Source organism: Catellatospora aurea (genome assembly GCF_042663325.1).
Classification (GTDB): Bacteria; Actinomycetota; Actinomycetes; order Mycobacteriales; family Micromonosporaceae; genus Catellatospora; species Catellatospora aurea.
Genome location: NZ_JBHTAC010000048.1, coordinates 13608 through 29334, shown reverse-complemented (window position 1 = coordinate 29334; position 15727 = coordinate 13608). Strand labels below are relative to the sequence as shown.

Annotated in this window: 15 protein-coding genes; 5 read left to right on the top strand and 10 right to left on the bottom strand. The window is 69.3% G+C overall.

The window, feature by feature from the left end; all coding sequences use genetic code 11:
- Positions 1-31: 31 nt before the first annotated feature.
- A complete protein-coding gene (gene chvE, locus ACFQO7_RS31340) occupies positions 32-1156 on the bottom strand; it encodes a multiple monosaccharide ABC transporter substrate-binding protein (RefSeq protein WP_376809772.1) in 1125 nt (374 codons plus the stop codon).
- A gap of 345 nt (positions 1157-1501) precedes the next feature.
- Here chvE and ACFQO7_RS31335 point away from each other — a divergent pair, with 345 nt between their 5' ends.
- Complete coding sequence (locus tag ACFQO7_RS31335; protein ID WP_376809771.1) at positions 1502-3169, top strand: MFS transporter; 1668 nt, start codon at positions 1502-1504, stop codon at positions 3167-3169.
- A 106-nt stretch (positions 3170-3275) separates the two neighbouring features.
- Here ACFQO7_RS31335 and ACFQO7_RS31330 read toward each other — a convergent pair whose 3' ends face one another.
- A complete protein-coding gene (locus ACFQO7_RS31330; RefSeq protein WP_376809770.1) occupies positions 3276-4181 on the bottom strand; it encodes a LysR family transcriptional regulator in 906 nt (301 codons plus the stop codon).
- Between the two features lie 85 nt (positions 4182-4266).
- On the opposite strand from ACFQO7_RS31330, the gene ACFQO7_RS31325 reads away from it, so the two are divergent.
- Positions 4267-5589 carry an aspartate aminotransferase family protein gene (locus tag ACFQO7_RS31325; protein ID WP_376809769.1) on the top strand — a complete coding sequence of 441 codons (1323 nt, stop codon included), beginning with the start codon at positions 4267-4269 and terminating at the stop codon, positions 5587-5589.
- 108 nt (positions 5590-5697) lie between these two features.
- Here ACFQO7_RS31325 and ACFQO7_RS31320 read toward each other — a convergent pair whose 3' ends face one another.
- The 3 genes from ACFQO7_RS31320 to ACFQO7_RS31310 all read right to left on the bottom strand — a co-directional run bounded on the left by ACFQO7_RS31320 (position 5698) and on the right by ACFQO7_RS31310 (position 7956).
- Positions 5698-6600 carry a hypothetical protein gene (locus ACFQO7_RS31320; RefSeq protein ID WP_376809768.1) on the bottom strand — a complete coding sequence of 301 codons (903 nt, stop codon included), beginning with the start codon at positions 6598-6600 and terminating at the stop codon, positions 5698-5700.
- A 32-nt stretch (positions 6601-6632) separates the two neighbouring features.
- Complete coding sequence (locus tag ACFQO7_RS31315) at positions 6633-7430, bottom strand: MerR family transcriptional regulator (protein ID WP_376809767.1); 798 nt, start codon at positions 7428-7430, stop codon at positions 6633-6635.
- Between the two features lie 121 nt (positions 7431-7551).
- On the bottom strand, positions 7552-7956 hold the full coding sequence (locus tag ACFQO7_RS31310; protein WP_376809766.1) for a hypothetical protein: 405 nt from the start codon (positions 7954-7956) through the stop codon (positions 7552-7554).
- A gap of 170 nt (positions 7957-8126) precedes the next feature.
- Between ACFQO7_RS31310 and ACFQO7_RS31305 the strand changes: the two genes are divergently transcribed.
- Complete coding sequence (locus ACFQO7_RS31305) at positions 8127-8699, top strand: GNAT family N-acetyltransferase (RefSeq protein ID WP_376809765.1); 573 nt, start codon at positions 8127-8129, stop codon at positions 8697-8699.
- 451 nt (positions 8700-9150) lie between these two features.
- On the opposite strand, the gene ACFQO7_RS37800 is transcribed toward ACFQO7_RS31305, so the two are convergent.
- Positions 9151-9810, bottom strand: coding sequence for a DUF4760 domain-containing protein (locus tag ACFQO7_RS37800; RefSeq protein ID WP_465252391.1), 660 nt, complete (start codon positions 9808-9810; stop codon positions 9151-9153).
- A 579-nt stretch (positions 9811-10389) separates the two neighbouring features.
- Here ACFQO7_RS37800 and ACFQO7_RS31300 point away from each other — a divergent pair.
- On the top strand, positions 10390-11310 hold the full coding sequence (locus ACFQO7_RS31300; RefSeq protein ID WP_376809764.1) for a hypothetical protein: 921 nt from the start codon (positions 10390-10392) through the stop codon (positions 11308-11310).
- A gap of 224 nt (positions 11311-11534) precedes the next feature.
- Positions 11535-12128: a hypothetical protein gene (locus tag ACFQO7_RS31295; protein WP_376809763.1), complete on the top strand. Its 594-nt coding sequence runs from the start codon at positions 11535-11537 to the stop codon at positions 12126-12128.
- Positions 12129-12182: 54 nt separating this feature from the next.
- On the opposite strand, the gene ACFQO7_RS31290 is transcribed toward ACFQO7_RS31295, so the two are convergent.
- The 4 genes from ACFQO7_RS31290 to ACFQO7_RS31275 all read right to left on the bottom strand — a co-directional run bounded on the left by ACFQO7_RS31290 (position 12183) and on the right by ACFQO7_RS31275 (position 15724).
- Positions 12183-12812, bottom strand: coding sequence for a DUF6928 family protein (locus ACFQO7_RS31290; RefSeq protein WP_376809762.1), 630 nt, complete (start codon positions 12810-12812; stop codon positions 12183-12185).
- Between the two features lie 124 nt (positions 12813-12936).
- Positions 12937-13998, bottom strand: coding sequence for an ABC transporter ATP-binding protein (locus ACFQO7_RS31285; RefSeq protein ID WP_376809761.1), 1062 nt, complete (start codon positions 13996-13998; stop codon positions 12937-12939).
- Positions 13995-14822, bottom strand: coding sequence for an ABC transporter permease (locus tag ACFQO7_RS31280; protein ID WP_376809760.1), 828 nt, complete (start codon positions 14820-14822; stop codon positions 13995-13997). The genes ACFQO7_RS31285 and ACFQO7_RS31280 overlap by 4 nt, the downstream gene beginning before the upstream one ends.
- A complete protein-coding gene (locus ACFQO7_RS31275; protein ID WP_376809759.1) occupies positions 14810-15724 on the bottom strand; it encodes an ABC transporter permease in 915 nt (304 codons plus the stop codon). The genes ACFQO7_RS31280 and ACFQO7_RS31275 overlap by 13 nt, the downstream gene beginning before the upstream one ends.
- Positions 15725-15727 lie beyond the last annotated feature (3 nt).

The window sequence follows — 15727 nt, the reverse complement described above, 5'->3', positions numbered from 1 at the left end:
CGGGGTGACCGGCCGGGCGGGCGCGGCGGTGCTACTTGAGCTGGTCGGCGGTGTAGTAGCCGGTGTCGACGAGGGTCGCCTGGTAGTTGTCCTTGTAGACGACGATCGGCTCCAGCAGGTACGACGGGACGACCTTGATGCCGTTGTCGTAGTCCTTGGTGTTGTTGACCTCCGGCTTGCCGCCCTTGAGCACCGCGTCGGCCATCTTCACGGTGACCTTCGCCAGCTCCCGGGTGTCCTTGTAGATCGTCGCGTACTGCTCGCCCGCGATGATCGACTTGACCGAGGCGACCTCGGCGTCCTGACCGGTCACGACCGGGTAGGGCTGGTTGGCGGTGCCGTAGCCGCTGCTCTTGAGCGCGGACAGGATGCCGATGGACAGGCCGTCGTACGGCGACAGCACGCCCTGCACCTTGTCGCCCTTGGCGTAGGTCTTGGTGAGCAGGTCCTCCATGCGCTTCTGCGCGGTCGCCGGGTCCCAGCGCAGGATCGCGACCGTCTTGAACTCGGTCTCCTTGCTCTTGACCACCAGCGTGCCCTTGTCGATGAAGGGCTTGAGGGTGTCCATCGCGCCGTTGAAGAAGAACGTCGCATTGTTGTCGTCGGGCGATCCGGCGAACAGCTCGATGTTGAACGGGCCCTTGGCTGTGCCGTCGGAGCCGTCGGCCTTCTTCAGGCCCAGGCCCACCAGCAGCGACGTCGCCTGCTGCACGCCGACCTTGTAGTTGTCGAACGTGGCGTAGTAGTCCACGTTGGGCGAGTTGCGGATCAGGCGGTCGTAGGCGATGACCGGGATCTTCTTGTCGGCTGCCTGCTGCAGCTGCGTGGTGATCGCCGTGCCGTCGATCGAGGCGACGATCAGCAGCTTCGCGCCGCGGGTGATCTGGTTCTCGATCTGGTTGACCTGGGTCGGGATGTCGTTCTCGGCGTACTGCAGGTCGACCTTGTAGCCGAGCGCCTCCAGCTGGGCCTTGAGGTTCTCCCCGTCGTGGATCCAGCGCTCGGAGGACTTGGTCGGCATCGTCACGCCCACCAGCGCGCCCGCCGTGCCGCCGGCTTGCTCCTGGTCGGCGGTCTTGGTGCTCGAACCGCAGGCGGCGAGGCTCGTTGCCACGACCAGTCCCAGTGCGGCGGCGGCCAATCTTGCGATCTTCATATCGCTCCTTCTCCCGACGGGAACGGCCCACCGGCCGCCAGGTCAGGCGGCAGGCTGTGATCGCTCACAAAATCTTTCGGTAACCCGCGACTGTCGCAGATTACGGGATTGTGAACGCTCACATGATTCGACGCCTGGGGGGCCACGGTCAATGGACGCCAGATCACGGTTGGATTACGGAGAAGGTCCCGGGAGGCGCCTACCCGGATGACCTTCGCGAGGCCGCGGACGGCCACCGCGGCACGGCGACCACTCCTCACCCGACTACGGGCTTATAGGATGAATGCTCACCATTTCGGATGGCATCGGCAGGCCGGTGCGGGACCGAGCGCAAAGGAACGGGTCATGGCCCTGACATCACCCGACCGCCAGACCGCGACCGGGACCGTGCTGTTCACCCTGGCCTGCGGCCAGTTCCTGATGACGCTGGACAGCTCGGTCATGAACGTGTCGATCGCGACGGTCGCCGAGGACGTGGGCACCACCGTCACCGGCATCCAGACCGCGATCACGATGTACACCCTCGTCATGGCGGCCCTGATGATCACCGGCGGCAAGATCGGCCAAATCATCAGCTTCAAGCGCTCGTTCGCGATCGGCTGCGTGATCTACGGCGCGGGCTCGCTCACCACCGCCCTGGCACCCGACCTCACCGTGCTGCTCATCGGCTGGTCACTGCTCGAAGGCGTCGGGGCCGCGCTCATCCTGCCCGCCATCGTGGCACTGGTCGCGACGAACTTCGACCGCTCCCAGCGCCCCCGGGCATACGGCCTGGTCGCCGCGTTCGGTGCGATCGCGGTCGCGGTCGGGCCGCTGATCGGCGGACTGCTGACCACGTACGCCTCATGGCGCTGGGTGTTCGCCGGCGAGGTGGTCGTCGTCCTGGGCATCCTGCTGCTGACCCGCCACATGCGCGGCCTGCCGCCCGACCGGGCCACCCGCCTGGACCTCGGCGGCACCGCCCTGTCCGGCCTGGGCTTGGTGCTGGTCGTCTTCGGCGTACTACGCGGCGGCACCTGGGGCTTCGTCAACCCCAAGCCCGGCGGGCCGGCGTGGCTCGGCCTGTCGCCCGTGTTCTGGCTGGTCATCGCGGGCGGCGTCGTGCTGCGCTGGTTCCTGTCCCGCGAACGCGCCCGCCAGCGCCGGGGCCGGCCGGTGCTGCTCGACCCGGGCCTGCTGGACAACCGGCTGCTGCGCGGCGGGCTCAACTCGTTCCTGTTCCAGTACCTGCTTCAGGCGGGTCTGTTCTTCACCGTCCCGCTCTACCTGTCCGTCGCGCTCGGCCTGTCCGCGATCGACACCGGCCTGCGCATCCTCCCCCTGTCCGTGACGCTGCTGCTGGCCGCCGTGGGCGTGCCCAGGTTCCTCCCGAACGCCTCCCCGCGCCGGGTGGTGCAACTCGGCTTCGCCGCCCTGTTCGCCGGCATCGTCGCCCTCGCCGCCGCGCTGGAGGTCGGCGCCGGTCCGGAGATCGTCACCTGGCCGCTGCTGCTGGCCGGGCTCGGCATCGGCGCGCTGGCCTCCCAGCTGGGCAGCGTCACCGTGTCGGCGGTGCCCGACGAGCGCAGCGCCGAAGTCGGCGGGCTGCAGAACACCGTGACCAACCTGGGCGCGTCCATCGGCACCGCACTGGCCGGGGCTGTGCTCATCTCCGGGCTGACGACGTCGTTCCTGACCGGCGTCCAGGCCAACCCGGCCATCCCCGCCGAGGTGTCGGCGCAGGCCCAGGTGCAGCTGTCGGCAGGCATCCCGTTCCTGTCGAACGACCAGCTGGCCGCGGCGCTGTCGGACGCGGGCGTGGACCCGTCCACGGCGGCCGCCGCCGTCGCGCAGAACGAGCAGTCCCGGCTCGACGGCCTGCGCGCCGCGCTGGGCCTGCTCGCGATCATCGCGCTCGCCGCGCTCTTCCTCACCCGCGGCATTCCGACCCACCAGCCGGGCACGGCTCCCCCGCCCGAGCCGGGCACGGCTCCCTCGCCCCAGCCGGGCACGGCTCTCCCGCCGCAGGCCTGAGCGCGGTCCCCGACCGCACAAGGTCACTCGAATTGCCTGGCACCTGTGGCAATGAGCGGTCAAGATACGCACGAATGCCAGGCAAGTCGGACGATCATGGGCGGTGTCAGGCGCGGACCCGGGACGCCGACAGGGCGCGCAGTTCGTCCAGCACGATGCGGGTCGCCGCGGTCAGCGCCGAGCGGCTGCGCACGGCCGCGTACACCTGGCGGGTCAGCGGTTCGCGCAGCGCGCGGGTCGCCACGCGGTATCTGCCGTCGACGGCCAGTTCGGGCAGCAACGACACGGACAGACCCGCTGCGACATGTGCCAGCAGGAGCTCGTAGCTGCCGAAACGGCCGGCCACCCGCGGTTCGAAGCCGGCGTGGCGGCAGCTGCTGGTGACCAGATGGGACAGGTACGTCCCGGGCAGGTCGACCGACCAGGCCGCCTCGGCGAAGTCGGCCAGGTCCGCAGGCAGGTCCGGCCCCGCCTGATCCTGCGCGGTCACCAGCACGACGGCGTCGGCGAGCAGCGCGACCGTGTGCACGTCCGGGTCCAGGGGCGTCGACCCGTCGATGAAGTCGGCGGTGACGATGATGTCGCAGTCGCCGCGGCGCAGGGCAGGCCGGCTGGCCTGCGGATCAAGTTCGCTGATCTCCAGCTCGATCCGGGGGTGCGCCTGCCGCAGCCGGGCGGCGAGCGGGATGGCCAGGGTGCGGACCGCGCTGGAGAACGCGGCGAGGCGCACCGGCCCGGCCGGCTGTCCGGACAGGTCGCGAAGCTCGGCCTCGGCTGCTTTGACCTGGTCGAGAATGACCCGGGCGTGCCGGGCCAGGGTGCGCCCGGCCGCCGTGAGCCGCACCCGGCGGCCGACCCGCTGCAGCAGGTCGGCGTGGACCTCCGCCTCCAGCACCGCCAGCTGGGCCGACACCGCCGACGGGCTCAGGTGCAGCGCGGCGGCGACGGCCCGCACCGTGCCGAGGCTGTCCAGCAGGGCGAGCATCTCCAGGCGAGCGGTGTTCAGTCGCAACCGTGGCTCCTTGTGCGCAGAATACGCACAGGCTAGCCGTGGATCGGCGCTTTTCGCGTACAGCAACCGCCCATATCGTGAGGGCATGACGCTGACGAGCGAGCAGTCCACCGCGGCACGGTTCTGGTCCGACGCGGAACGCCACCTGGTGCGCTACGGCGGCCCGTTCACGCCGGAGATCATCGAGCGGGCGGCGGGCAGCTTCGTGTACACCGCCGACGGCCGCCGCATCCTCGACTTCACCTCGGGGCAGATGAGCGCCATCCTCGGCCACAGCCATCCGGCGATCGTGGCCACCGTGCAGCAGCAGATCGCGAGCCTCGACCACCTGTTCAGCGGGATGCTGTCGCGGCCGGTCGTCGACCTCGCCCGGCGGCTCGCCGAGACCCTGCCCGCCCCGCTGGACAAGGTGCTGCTGCTGACGACGGGCGCCGAGTCGAACGAGGCCGCCATCCGCATGGCCAAACTCGTCACCGGCAAGCACGAGATCGTGGCGTTCGCCCGCTCCTGGCACGGCATGACCGGCGCCGCGGCCGCCGCGACGTACAGCGCCGGCCACCAGGGTTACGGGCCGACCGCGCCCGGCAACTTCGCGCTGCCCACGCCCAACCCGTACCGTCCCGACTTCACCACCGCCGAAGGCGAGCTCGACTGGCGGCGGCAACTGGACCACGGCTTCGCGATGATCGACGCCCAGTCGTCGGGCAGCCTCGCCGCCTGCATCGTCGAGCCCATCCTCAGCTCCGGCGGCGTCATCGAACCGCCGCCGGGCTACTTCGCGGCACTGGCCGCCAAGTGCCGGGAACGCGGCATGCTGCTGATCGTCGACGAGGCGCAGACCGGACTGTGCCGCACCGGCGACTGGTACGCCTTCCAGCGCGACGGCATCGTGCCCGACATCCTCACCCTGTCCAAGACGCTGGGCGCGGGGCTGCCGCTGGCCGCGGTGATCACCAGCGAGGAGATCGAGCAGCGCGCCCACGAGCGCGGCTACCTGTTCTACACCACCCACGTGTCGGACCCGCTGGTCGCGGCCGTCGGCAACACCGTGCTCGACGTCGCGTTGTCCGAGCAGCTGGACCTGCGCGCGCGGGAGCTGGGCGCGTTCCTGCGCACCGAGCTGCTGGAGCTGCAGCAGCGGCACCAGGCCGTGGGCGACGTGCGCGGTCGCGGGTTGATGCAAGGCCTCGAACTCGTCGTCGACCGGGCCACCAAGCAGGGCGCCGACGCGCTCGGCGCGCAGGTCACCCGCCGCTGCCTGGAACTCGGCCTGCACCTGAACGTGGTGCAGCTGCGGGGCATGGGCGGCACGTTCCGCATCGCACCGCCGCTGACCGCGACCCGGGAAGAACTGGCCCTCGGCCTGGAGATCCTCGACCAGGCACTTGCTGACACCGCCGCGGCCTGACAGATGTAGCGCGCCGAGCGCCCACATCATTTTTGATGTGGGCACATCAAAAATGATGTGCCCACATCTTGATGAGGCAGTTCTCCGACGCCGCCGTTCGCCGGGTCGCTAGACGAGCGCCGCGTGCAGCCGGTCGTAGGTGGGGGCGAGCCGCCGCAGCGCGTCCGCCGCCGCCGGGAAATCCTTGGTGACCATCGGGTACTGCAGCGAGCCGACGAGCCGGGCCTGCTCGGCGGCGATCCCGGCCGCCTCGGTGTAGCCGGCCAGCAGCAGGCAGTCGGCGGTGTCGCTGAGCCTGCGCGCGCCGACCCGGATCGCGAAGTACATCAGGTGCTCCCGCAGCCCGTCCCCCGCGCCGGCTTCGACCAGCTCGGCGACCCGCGCGGCGGCCGCCCCGTTGCCCAGGCTGCCGGGCGGCATCTCCACCTCGGCACGCATCGACAGCCAGTCGATCGCGGCCGGGATGATCGAGCGGATCGCGGAGGCGTCCTTGACGTCGGCGACCTTCGCGAAGCCGGTGCGCATCGTGTACGGGTCGCCGTAGCTGATCGTCTCGGCCCGCCAGGCCGTCATGAAGTCGCCGACCGGCACCTCGGCATACGGATACCCGTGCGGGTCGTGCACGAGCACCCGCTCGTCGTCCACGTCGAGCGCGACCACATAATGGTCGGCCCCGATCGGCCCGTTCATCTCGGGCTGGTGGCGCAGGTGCCCCATCTCGACCGGCCCGACCCACACCGGCCCCTGCCGCACCGCCGCCGCGAGGCGGGCCAGCGCCTCCTCGGCGTCGCCGCCCTTGCTGACCGTCGACGTCCAGCCGATCGCCGCCAGCGCCCGGTCGAACCCCTGCGCGGGATCCCACCCGTAGGCGTCGAAGAACACCAGCGTGCCGCCGATGAGCTGCATGCCGAACGGCCCACCGGTGGCGACCTCGATGACCGCGGTGGACGGCGCCTGCGCCCCGAGCAGCATCGCGAACGAGTTCGAGTAGCAGTAGGGGCCGCTGCCCACATAGGGAAGATGACGCACGATAAGCCTCTCGCTCAGACGGCGACCGGGTACGCGACGTCGAAGCGCGATCCGGTGCCCGGATAGATCTCGTAGGGATGCCCGGTGCAGACGACACCGGGATGGGCGTCGGTCCACGCCTCGATCGCGTCGTAGACGCGCAGGATCAGTGGCAGGCTCTGGTAGCCGGGCGGCACCGGCAGGTACACCGCCGTGTGCGCCGGCACGAGCCGGACGTGCAGGTCGTCGACGGGTTCGACGGGCCCGCCGCAGGCGACCGCCACCTCCACGTACCCGTCGCTGTCCGGGGTGATCAGGTCTTCGAAGAACACGAACCGGGGGCCGTCCGCGGCCAGCCCGCAGGCCCGCAGTTGAGCGCGGATGTCCTGCTCAGCCGTGTTCATGAGGCCATGCAGCGCGGTGGAGTCGGTCCGCCGCCGGCGGCCGAGCACCTTGGTCACCGGCACGTCCCGCTGTGCCACGGCGTCGGCCAGCCCCGAGCCGTCGGACGAGCCCTGCACGGCCTCCACCACGGCGGCCCGGTCGTCGAGCAGGCAGCGCTGGGCGTGCAGCCAGCCGCGCAGTTCGAGGGCCCGGTCCTGCGGGCTGAGGTCGGCCAGCGCGGCGATCCGGGCCAGCGGCAGGCCGAGCCGCCGCAGCCGGGCGATCAGGCGGGCCCGGGGCAGTTGGTCGGGGCGGTAGTAGCGGTAGCCGGTGGCCGGGTCTACCCACGCGGGCGGGAGCAGGCCCTGTTCGGCGTATAGGCGCAGCGCCTTCGGCGACAGCCGTGCCGCCGCCCCGAACTCCCCCGCCAGCAGATGCTCCCGTGCCACCCGGCCAGTCTGCGGCGTGCCCCTGGGGCGAGGTCAAGACGAACGTCCGCCGGCAGGGCGTTCGCCCCGTCGGCGGACGTTCTTTCCGTCGGCGCGGCCGGCAGGACCCGCGCGGCGGAGCCTACTCGCCCTTCGGGTCCAGGCAGTCGATCTGCACCGGCACGGTGCCGGTCTGGCCGTTCCCGGTGACGGTGACGACGGCCTGGCCGGACCAGTGCGGGTCGGCGTCGGCCCACGCGTTGTGCAGGTGGCCCTGGCCGTTGCCGCTCGCGTCGGTGGTGAAGGTGTCGACGTGGTGGAAACCACGGGCGGTGCTCACGGTGTACACGGTGTCGGGCTGTCCGCCGGTCAGCGTGACCAGCACCTCCCCACCGTGGTCGTTGCAACCCTCGAGGCTGCTGGTCAGCCATCCGAGGGGCGTCTGCGCGGTGTCGGCGAGCGCGACCTCGTGCGCGAGGAGCGTCGTGGCGAGCGCGACACCGGCGATGCCGAGCACCCGGAAGGCTTTGGTCCGCAGGGTGGACACGTTTACCCCGTTTCGTGACGGTCCCGGCGGCGGCTCCATCGGGACTTCCGACCACAGTAGACAGACATCCCCACCCACGTGGTTGTCAGCATCGGGAAAACCCGTTGCGAGCGGCCGAGATCAGTTGTCTGGTTGATCGACCACCGAGCACGGAAGGGACCATGGCCCGTATGTCGCTGCCCACCCCCACACTGCACACCGCCCGACTCCGGCTGCGGCCGTTCGACGACACGGATGCGGACGACCTCTTCGCCCTGCACAGCGACGCCGAGGTGCTGCGCTACTGGGACTCACCGCCGTGGACCGAACCTGCGCGCGCCGAGCGCTTCCTCGCGGTCTGCCGTCAGCTGGCGGAGGAGGGCACCGGGGCCCGGCTGGTCGTGGAGCACGCCTCGGACGGGGCCTTCCTCGGCTGGTGCACGCTGAACCGGTGGAATCCGGACTTCCGCAGCGCGTCCCTGGGCTACTGCTTCGGCAAGGCCGCGTGGGGCCACGGGTACGCGACGGAGGCCGCGCGTGCCCTGCTGGAGTGGGCCTACGCCACCCTGGACCTCAACCGCGTCCAGGCGGAGGCCGACACCCGCAACGCGGCGTCCGCCCGCGTGCTGGAGAAGCTCGGCTTCGTACGCGAGGGGACGCTGCGCGAAGACTGCGTCGTGAACGGCGACGTCTCCGACTCGTGGGTCTACGGTCTGCTCCGGGGCGAGTGGCAGACGCCGTCCGAGCCGACTTCGGCCCCTTAATCCGTCAGGTCAGCTACCCGGCCTTAAGGGCCAGGTTTGCGAGTTCTTCCTCCCTGGCTGCGAGGTCAGGCCGCATGCGGGTGGTTGACTGCACCCCAATCCTCGACGCCGCGTTGGGCAACGTTGAGGGCTACATCGTGGTCGGCGTAGTCAAAGGACCTGCACGATCGTCAGGTGAAGAATTCTGGTCAGGACGGTTGTGCTTGCCCACCTCGGCCGCCATCGCCTGCTGCCTGCGGCATCGGCCTGGTTGCGCGGCCGTCGCCGCCGCAACGCTGATGGCGTCCGCGCTCGGACTGACCCGAGCCGGGCAGCATGCCGTGGTGCTGGCGATAAGTTGTCTCAGCTGAGGGTTCAGCAGCACATTGTAGAACACTTCGTAGGTGTCGTTGCCGTATAGGTTGGACAACACGGCATTCACAGTGGCGGGTCCAAAAATGTTTAAGTTTGATCACGTCGCGGCTGACTCGGTGGGCGACGGCTCTGTTGGAGATGAGCTTGGAAGGCCGCGATACGAACGAATCTGAGACGCGGATCGGCCCCGGAGGGCCAATTTTCCAAGTTCTCGGGCCTTCGTGCGTCCGCTTCGCGGCTCGAATAGCCTTTGCGTGCCGGCAAGCACGACGACAAGCTCTGTATGTTGTAGATAAATGTCAGACTTCGAGGTAGATCGAATCGCGCGGATCACCGGCTCCATTTCCTGCCAGACGTGAGTCAGCGTCGGTGCTAGGTATGCGTGCTCTAGGCCTCTAGGAAGTGAATTATGCAAGCACAGTAGGCTTGCGAATTCTAGTTCCGCCAGCGCCTGCCGCACCTCGGCCATTGAGCGCGGCTCGCCGTGCAGGGCATCTCTACTCGACAGAAAGGCGTCCAACGCTGCGAGACCGTCCGGCTGATCCAGGATCATCTTAATCTCGGACTGGTGACACGCGAAGAAACTCCGAGTGCTTCTCAGCAATCCGCCCTGCAGGCGTTCTATTAGTGCGAGCGTCGCTTGCAGGCGCCGCGTTTCCGAGGTTTCGCGCAGTTGCCGTAGAGCCACCCATGAGACGGCAATCACAAGCAGCGTCCCCACTGATGACGAGATTGCAGACACCGCTTCCCACGACATTGCACACCCCCTGGACTGAACGATAAGACGCGGGGTTACTGGAGATACCGTAAGAGGTCGTGGCAAACGTCGCCACCAGGGAGACGCGGGCATGCTCTCCGGTCCGGCGCACGCGAGGCGAGTCATCTACTTCAAGCTCTGCTGTTGATCCGCAGGGTCCCGGGCCACAACGGTTGATTACCGGCCATGAGTATCAACCAAGAGCCTGATCCCGGAAGTCCCCGTTGCAGCAGGAATCTGCCACCGATCAGCCTTGAGGTGGCAACCGACTGCGTTTTCGCACCAGGACGTCTGGGCGAATTGGCACACTGGACCGCAGTCGCGGCCTAGGCGAGGCCGGTACAGCGACGGCACGGACTAGCGGGGTCCTGATCTTTCTCGTGCTGGTCCGGGTGACGTTGACCGAACCGTTCACACTGCTCCGCCAGCGTTGCATTCGGTGCATACGATTATGGCCATGGTTGGTGTGTCATTGCCATCCGAACCACAGATCTGACGCGCGCTTCGGCGCCACGGAAGCGTCACCATGGCGATAGGTGGAATATGATTAGCAGGAAGCCTGTCCCGAACATTGGCGTCTTGACCTTGGGCTCCAGTCTATTCGGACTGACACCGGGCAGCGACGACGAAGCGAAGATGAAGGTGGCTGCCGTCTTCTACGACAAGCTCGTGCTGCCGATTTCTTCGAGGAGCGTGACAGGAGTCGTTCGGATCTTCTCAGATGAAGGAGTTCCCACAAAGGCCTTTGAGGAGCTATGGGTATCTTACGACGCCTATGTTCCGGCTTCAGAAAAAGGTCAGTTTGACGAGGCGTTGCGAATAGATCGGGAAATTCTTCCCGCTCGGGGTGGAAAATATCGACATGGCTTCAAGGGGGCGACAGACGAGGCCATCATGAAAACGCTCAAACTTTCCCGAAAGCGGTTGAGGGCGATCGAAAATGAAGATCGCTACAGCTATCTGCGCGAATACAATGGAGTCACCGCCAGCGCGTTCGGCGGAGCTGCCATACATCGAAGGTTGAGGCAGTACGTCCCGTGTGCGCTGGTAGCCTTCTATCGCATTGAGCAACTTGCCGCGTTGACCGTGGATGCGACTGATCGGGCGGACGACGCACAATCGATGTATGAAGCGGTGGAGATGTTCGTTCCATCTGTCAGAGACTTGCCCTGGGCGGCTGTGGCAGATCTCCGGTCCCATCGAAAAGTCCGGAACTTCAGGCAGTGGTTGGCCGGTTCGGCATCGCCGGGAGGTGCGGCCGGAAGGACTCAGGCGATCGATGCTCTGTGGGCGGCTATCGACGAGTTGGGGCTGTCGACGCGCATGGAAGTCATCAAAGGTATCGTCGGGGCCGCGCCGTTCCCTCTCCCCGTCAATCCGATCGGCCTTGCCATGTCCGGTCGCGACATCGTCCACTCGTGGCGCTTCACGCGAAGCCGGGGATGGTTGACCTTCCTTCACTCGGCGCACAAGGCCACCAAGCGGGGGCCCGCAACGTAGGACGTTGCGCGTAACCGGCGACGACTCTGAACAAACTGCCGTATCTGGACGCGGGCTGGGCTAGCCGCGCCTGCGCATTCCCATCGCTGAACTGCGGGACAACCTGACCACAACCCAGTCACAACCCCGGTCGCCGACGCTGCCCCCAGCGGCCGGGACCACCGGCCCGTTCCCGGCACAGCAGCCGCGAGGCCCGTCCGGCCCGCGGCGGAACGGAGTCCCCCATGCAAGCCACCTCCCTCCTGCGCAGGCTCGGCGCGTTCGGCGCGCTGACCGGCGTCGCGCTCGCGGCGGGCCTCGCCGTCGGCACCCCGGCGCAGGCCGCCACCACGCTGAAGGTCGCGACCGTCATCTGCAACGAGGAGACCGACGAGATCGGCGACGACAGCCCGTACTTCCTGGTCTTCGCGGCCAGCACGACCAACCCCGGTGCGACGGCCTTCGGCAAGTGGGGCCCCGGCGGCTGGGACGACGAGATCGCCAGCGGCGACTCCTACAGCCCGAACGCGTCCATCGCCGGCGGCGTGAGCAACAGCACCTGGCGGCTCATCTCGCTGATGGTCGAGGAGGACTACGACAACGATCTCACCGCCGGTGAGATCGCCTGGATCGGCAACAACATGTACAACCAGTACCAGATCTCGTTCTGGAAGCCGGCCAGCACGATGATCTCGGAGATGCGGGCCACGCTGCGCAACACGACCGCCATGTACCTGTCCAATGACGACATGGTCGCCACGGCGAGCAGCAGCATCGGCAGCTGGGCTTACTACGTCGGCGACGGCGGCTCCTACCAGGTCAGGTACACCCTGCCCTGATCCCGTACCGCGCCCGGTGCCGGCCCGACGGCCGCCACCGGGCGCAGCGGCGGCTCAGATGACCAGAAAGCCGTGCATGGGCACGGAGTGCTCGTCGATGTCGTCCGGGCCTGGCATACCTTCCTGGACGAACCCGAACAGCGCGCGCAGCGCGTCCTCGCCGAGTTCGAGCGGGTGGAACGGCAGCGGGTAGGGCTCGTCGTCGTCATCGTCCGGCCAGGGTTCGACCGGGTGCTCGCCGGCCCAGTAGGGCAGCTCGAACGGGTACCGCTCGCCGATGTCCTCGATGATGCCGCTGTCCGGCGACAGGCTCAGCGACCGGACCAGGCGGCCGTCCTCCCAGACCGCGAAGCACAACCAGTCGACGACCGAGTGCATCCCGTGCATGACGATGCGCCGACCCGCGCCGAGGGCGAGCAGGTGCTCGGGCAGCTCCGACGGCCGGCCGAGGACGAGCCGCCGGTCGCAGAAGACCTCCGCACCGGCCAGGACGACGGCGTTGGTGACGATGTCGGCCGGGTGGACGTCGTCGAGAGAGGTCTCCTTGTGCCACTCGACCCGGCGTCCGGGGTGGATCCGGCGCACCGCCTGTTCCGCCTCGGCGCGCCCGGCGGGTGCCGCGTCCCGCAGAGCCGCACGGAGGTCCCCGTCGGCGAACGCCAGCAACGCGGTCTTCGCACCCATCACCACTCCCAGTAATCCACCGGACCGAGGTCACGCACACTACGGCGCGGGTCCGACGACAAGCGGTGGCGCCGGGCGGCACGGCAACGGCCGCTCCAGATCGTTGCCGTGCCTGCTCGGAGCGTCAGCGTGACGCGGCCACCCGTACCGGATGCTCGGCCAGCTCCACCCGGACGGCGGCACCCGGACCGAGGCCCGCGGCCTGGCGGGTGGCCAGGTCGGCCTTGACCCCGACCCCGCCCGGCAGCTCCACGAACAGCCGCGTGGTCGGCCCCAGGAACGACACTGTCACGACCCGGGCCGCCCCGTCGGCGTCGGCGCTGACGTGTACGTCCTCGGGCCGGATCAGCACGTCCACCGTGTTCTCGGCGGGGACGTCACCGAGCACCGGCAGCCGCTGCCCCGCCACCTCGACGCGGCCCTCGCCGGTGAGCAGCCCCGGCACACGGTTCATGGTGCCGACGAACTCGGCCACGAACGCGGTCGCCGGGTGGTGGTACAGCTCGACCGGTGTCGCGCACTGCTCCAGCCGCCCGTCGCGCAGCACCGCGACCCGGTCGGCCATGGACAGCGCCTCCTCCTGGTCGTGCGTCACGAAGATCGTGGTGATGCCGAGGTTCTTCTGCAGCCGGGAGATCTCCTCCCGCAGGGTGAGCCGCACCTGCGCGTCCAGCGCCGACAGCGGCTCGTCGAGCAGCAGCACGCGGGGCTGCAGGGCCAGCGCGCGAGCCAGCGCGACCCGCTGCTGCTGGCCTCCGGACAGCTGGTGCGGATACCGGTCGCCCTGGGTGGGCAGGCCGACCATCGCGAGCAGCTCGTCGGCGCGGGCCCGGCGGGTCGCCGCGTCGACCTTGCGGATGCGCGGCCCGAACGCGACGTTGTCGCGCGCGGTCAGGTTCGGGAAAAGGCTGTACGACTGGAACACCATGCCCGCGTCGCGTTTGTTGGCGGGCACCCCGACGATGTCGGCCCCGTCGACGAGCACCTGCCCCGAGTCGGGGTGGTCGAACCCGGCGACCATGCGCAGCGCGGTCGTCTTGCCGCAGCCTGAAGGCCCGAGCAGCGCCAGCAGCTCCCCGGGCGCGATGGCGAGGTCGAGCCCGTCCAGCGCCACGGTGCTGCCGAACGTGCGCCGCAGGGCGCGGAACTCGACGCCCGCCCCCGCACTCTTCGCCGACATGGTCATCGCTTTTCCTCGTTCTTGGTGGTCCGGGTGCCCGCACTCGACAGCGCGAGCAGCAGCAGCCAGGTGATCAGGAGGCTGAGCAGCGACACCGCGACCGACAGCCGCGCCTCGCTGCCGCTGACCTTGACGATCCACACCGGGAAGGTCTCGAAGGTCAGGATCCGGGCGATGGTGTACTCGCCCAGCACCAGTGCCAGCGTCAGGAACGCGGCCCCGGCCAGCGAGCTGCGCAGGTTGGGCAGCAGCACCCGGACGAGCACCTGCCACCAGCTCGCCCCGCAGTTGCGGGCGGCCTCGGTCAGCGTCGGCACGTCGACGGCGCGCAGGCCCGAGTCGAGGGAGCGGAAGACGAACGGCAGCGCCAGCACCGTGTACGACAGTACGAGCGCGAGCGGGAAGCGTTCGTCCTGCACGGCGAGGAACGTCTGGTACAGCGGGGTGCGGGAGAGCCGTTCGGGGCCGAGCTGCAGGATGGAGCCGATCCCGGCGACGAACGCGATGGGCGGCACGACCAGCGGCAGGGTGCACAGCACCTCGATGACCGTGCCGAGCCGGCCGGGCCGCAGCCGCACCGCGACCATCGCGGGCACCACCAGCGCCAGCACCAGCACGATCGTGGCGACGGCGAGCAGCAGCGACAGCCCGAGCCCGTCCAGGAAACCGGGCGCGCCGAGGATCTGCGTGTACGCCTGCCCGGTCAGGCCCTGCCCCGGCACGTCGACGGTGAACACGAACGACGCGATCAGCGGCGCGGCGAAGTAGAGCCCGGCCAGGGCCAGGACGGCGCCGTGCCAGGCGCGGGCGCGGCGGGTCAGCGCAGCCATCGGGCGCTCCGTCGTTGCAGGGGCAGGTAGATCGCCATGACCAGCCCGGCCACGACCACCATGTCCAGGGCCAGCGCGGACGCGACGCCCTCCTGCCCGATCAGCACGTTGCCCGACAGCGCGTCGGCGATCTGCAGGGTGACCAGGGGCAGCACGCTGCCGACCATGGCCGCGGCGGTGGCGTACGCGGCGAAGGCGGTGCCGAACAGCAGCACGAAGCCGCCGAGCAGCGACGGGCCGAGCACGGGCAGGCCGATCAGCCGCCAGAACTGCCAGCCGGTGGCCCCGCAGTTGGCGGCGGCCTCGCGCCACTGGGGGCGCAGTCCGTCCAGCGCGGGCGCGATGACCAGCACCATCAGCGGGATGAGGAAGTACAGGTAGACCACGGCCAGCCCGGCGGGGGTGTAGAGGCTCCACCCGGCCTCGGTCAGGTGCAGCAGTTCGGTCATCACGCCGGAGATGCCCAGGGTGGCGATGAACGCGAAGGCCAGCGGCACGCCGCCGAAGTTGGCCAGCACCCCGGAGGCGGTGACGACGAGGTAACGCAGGCCGGGCAGCCGGCTGGCGACGACGGCCTGGGCGAGCAGCGTGCCGAGCACCACGCCGAGCGCGGCGGTGACCAGCGACAGCTTGATGCTGCTGGTGAGCGCGTCGAGGTAGGCGCCCTGCACGGAGCGGGCCAGGTTGTCGGCGGTCAGGCTGGTCGTGCCTGTGGCGCGGTCGGTGACGGTGACCGCGCCGACTCCGACCGCGATCATCGGCAGGCCGAAGAAGACGGTGACGAAGGCCAGCAGCGGCAGCGCGGCCAGGGTGGCAGAGCTACGGCGGGCCCCCGCCCGGCCGGACGCCGTGGGGGCGGCGTCCGGCACGGGCGGGGACACGGTGGTGACGGCGGTCGGCATCGG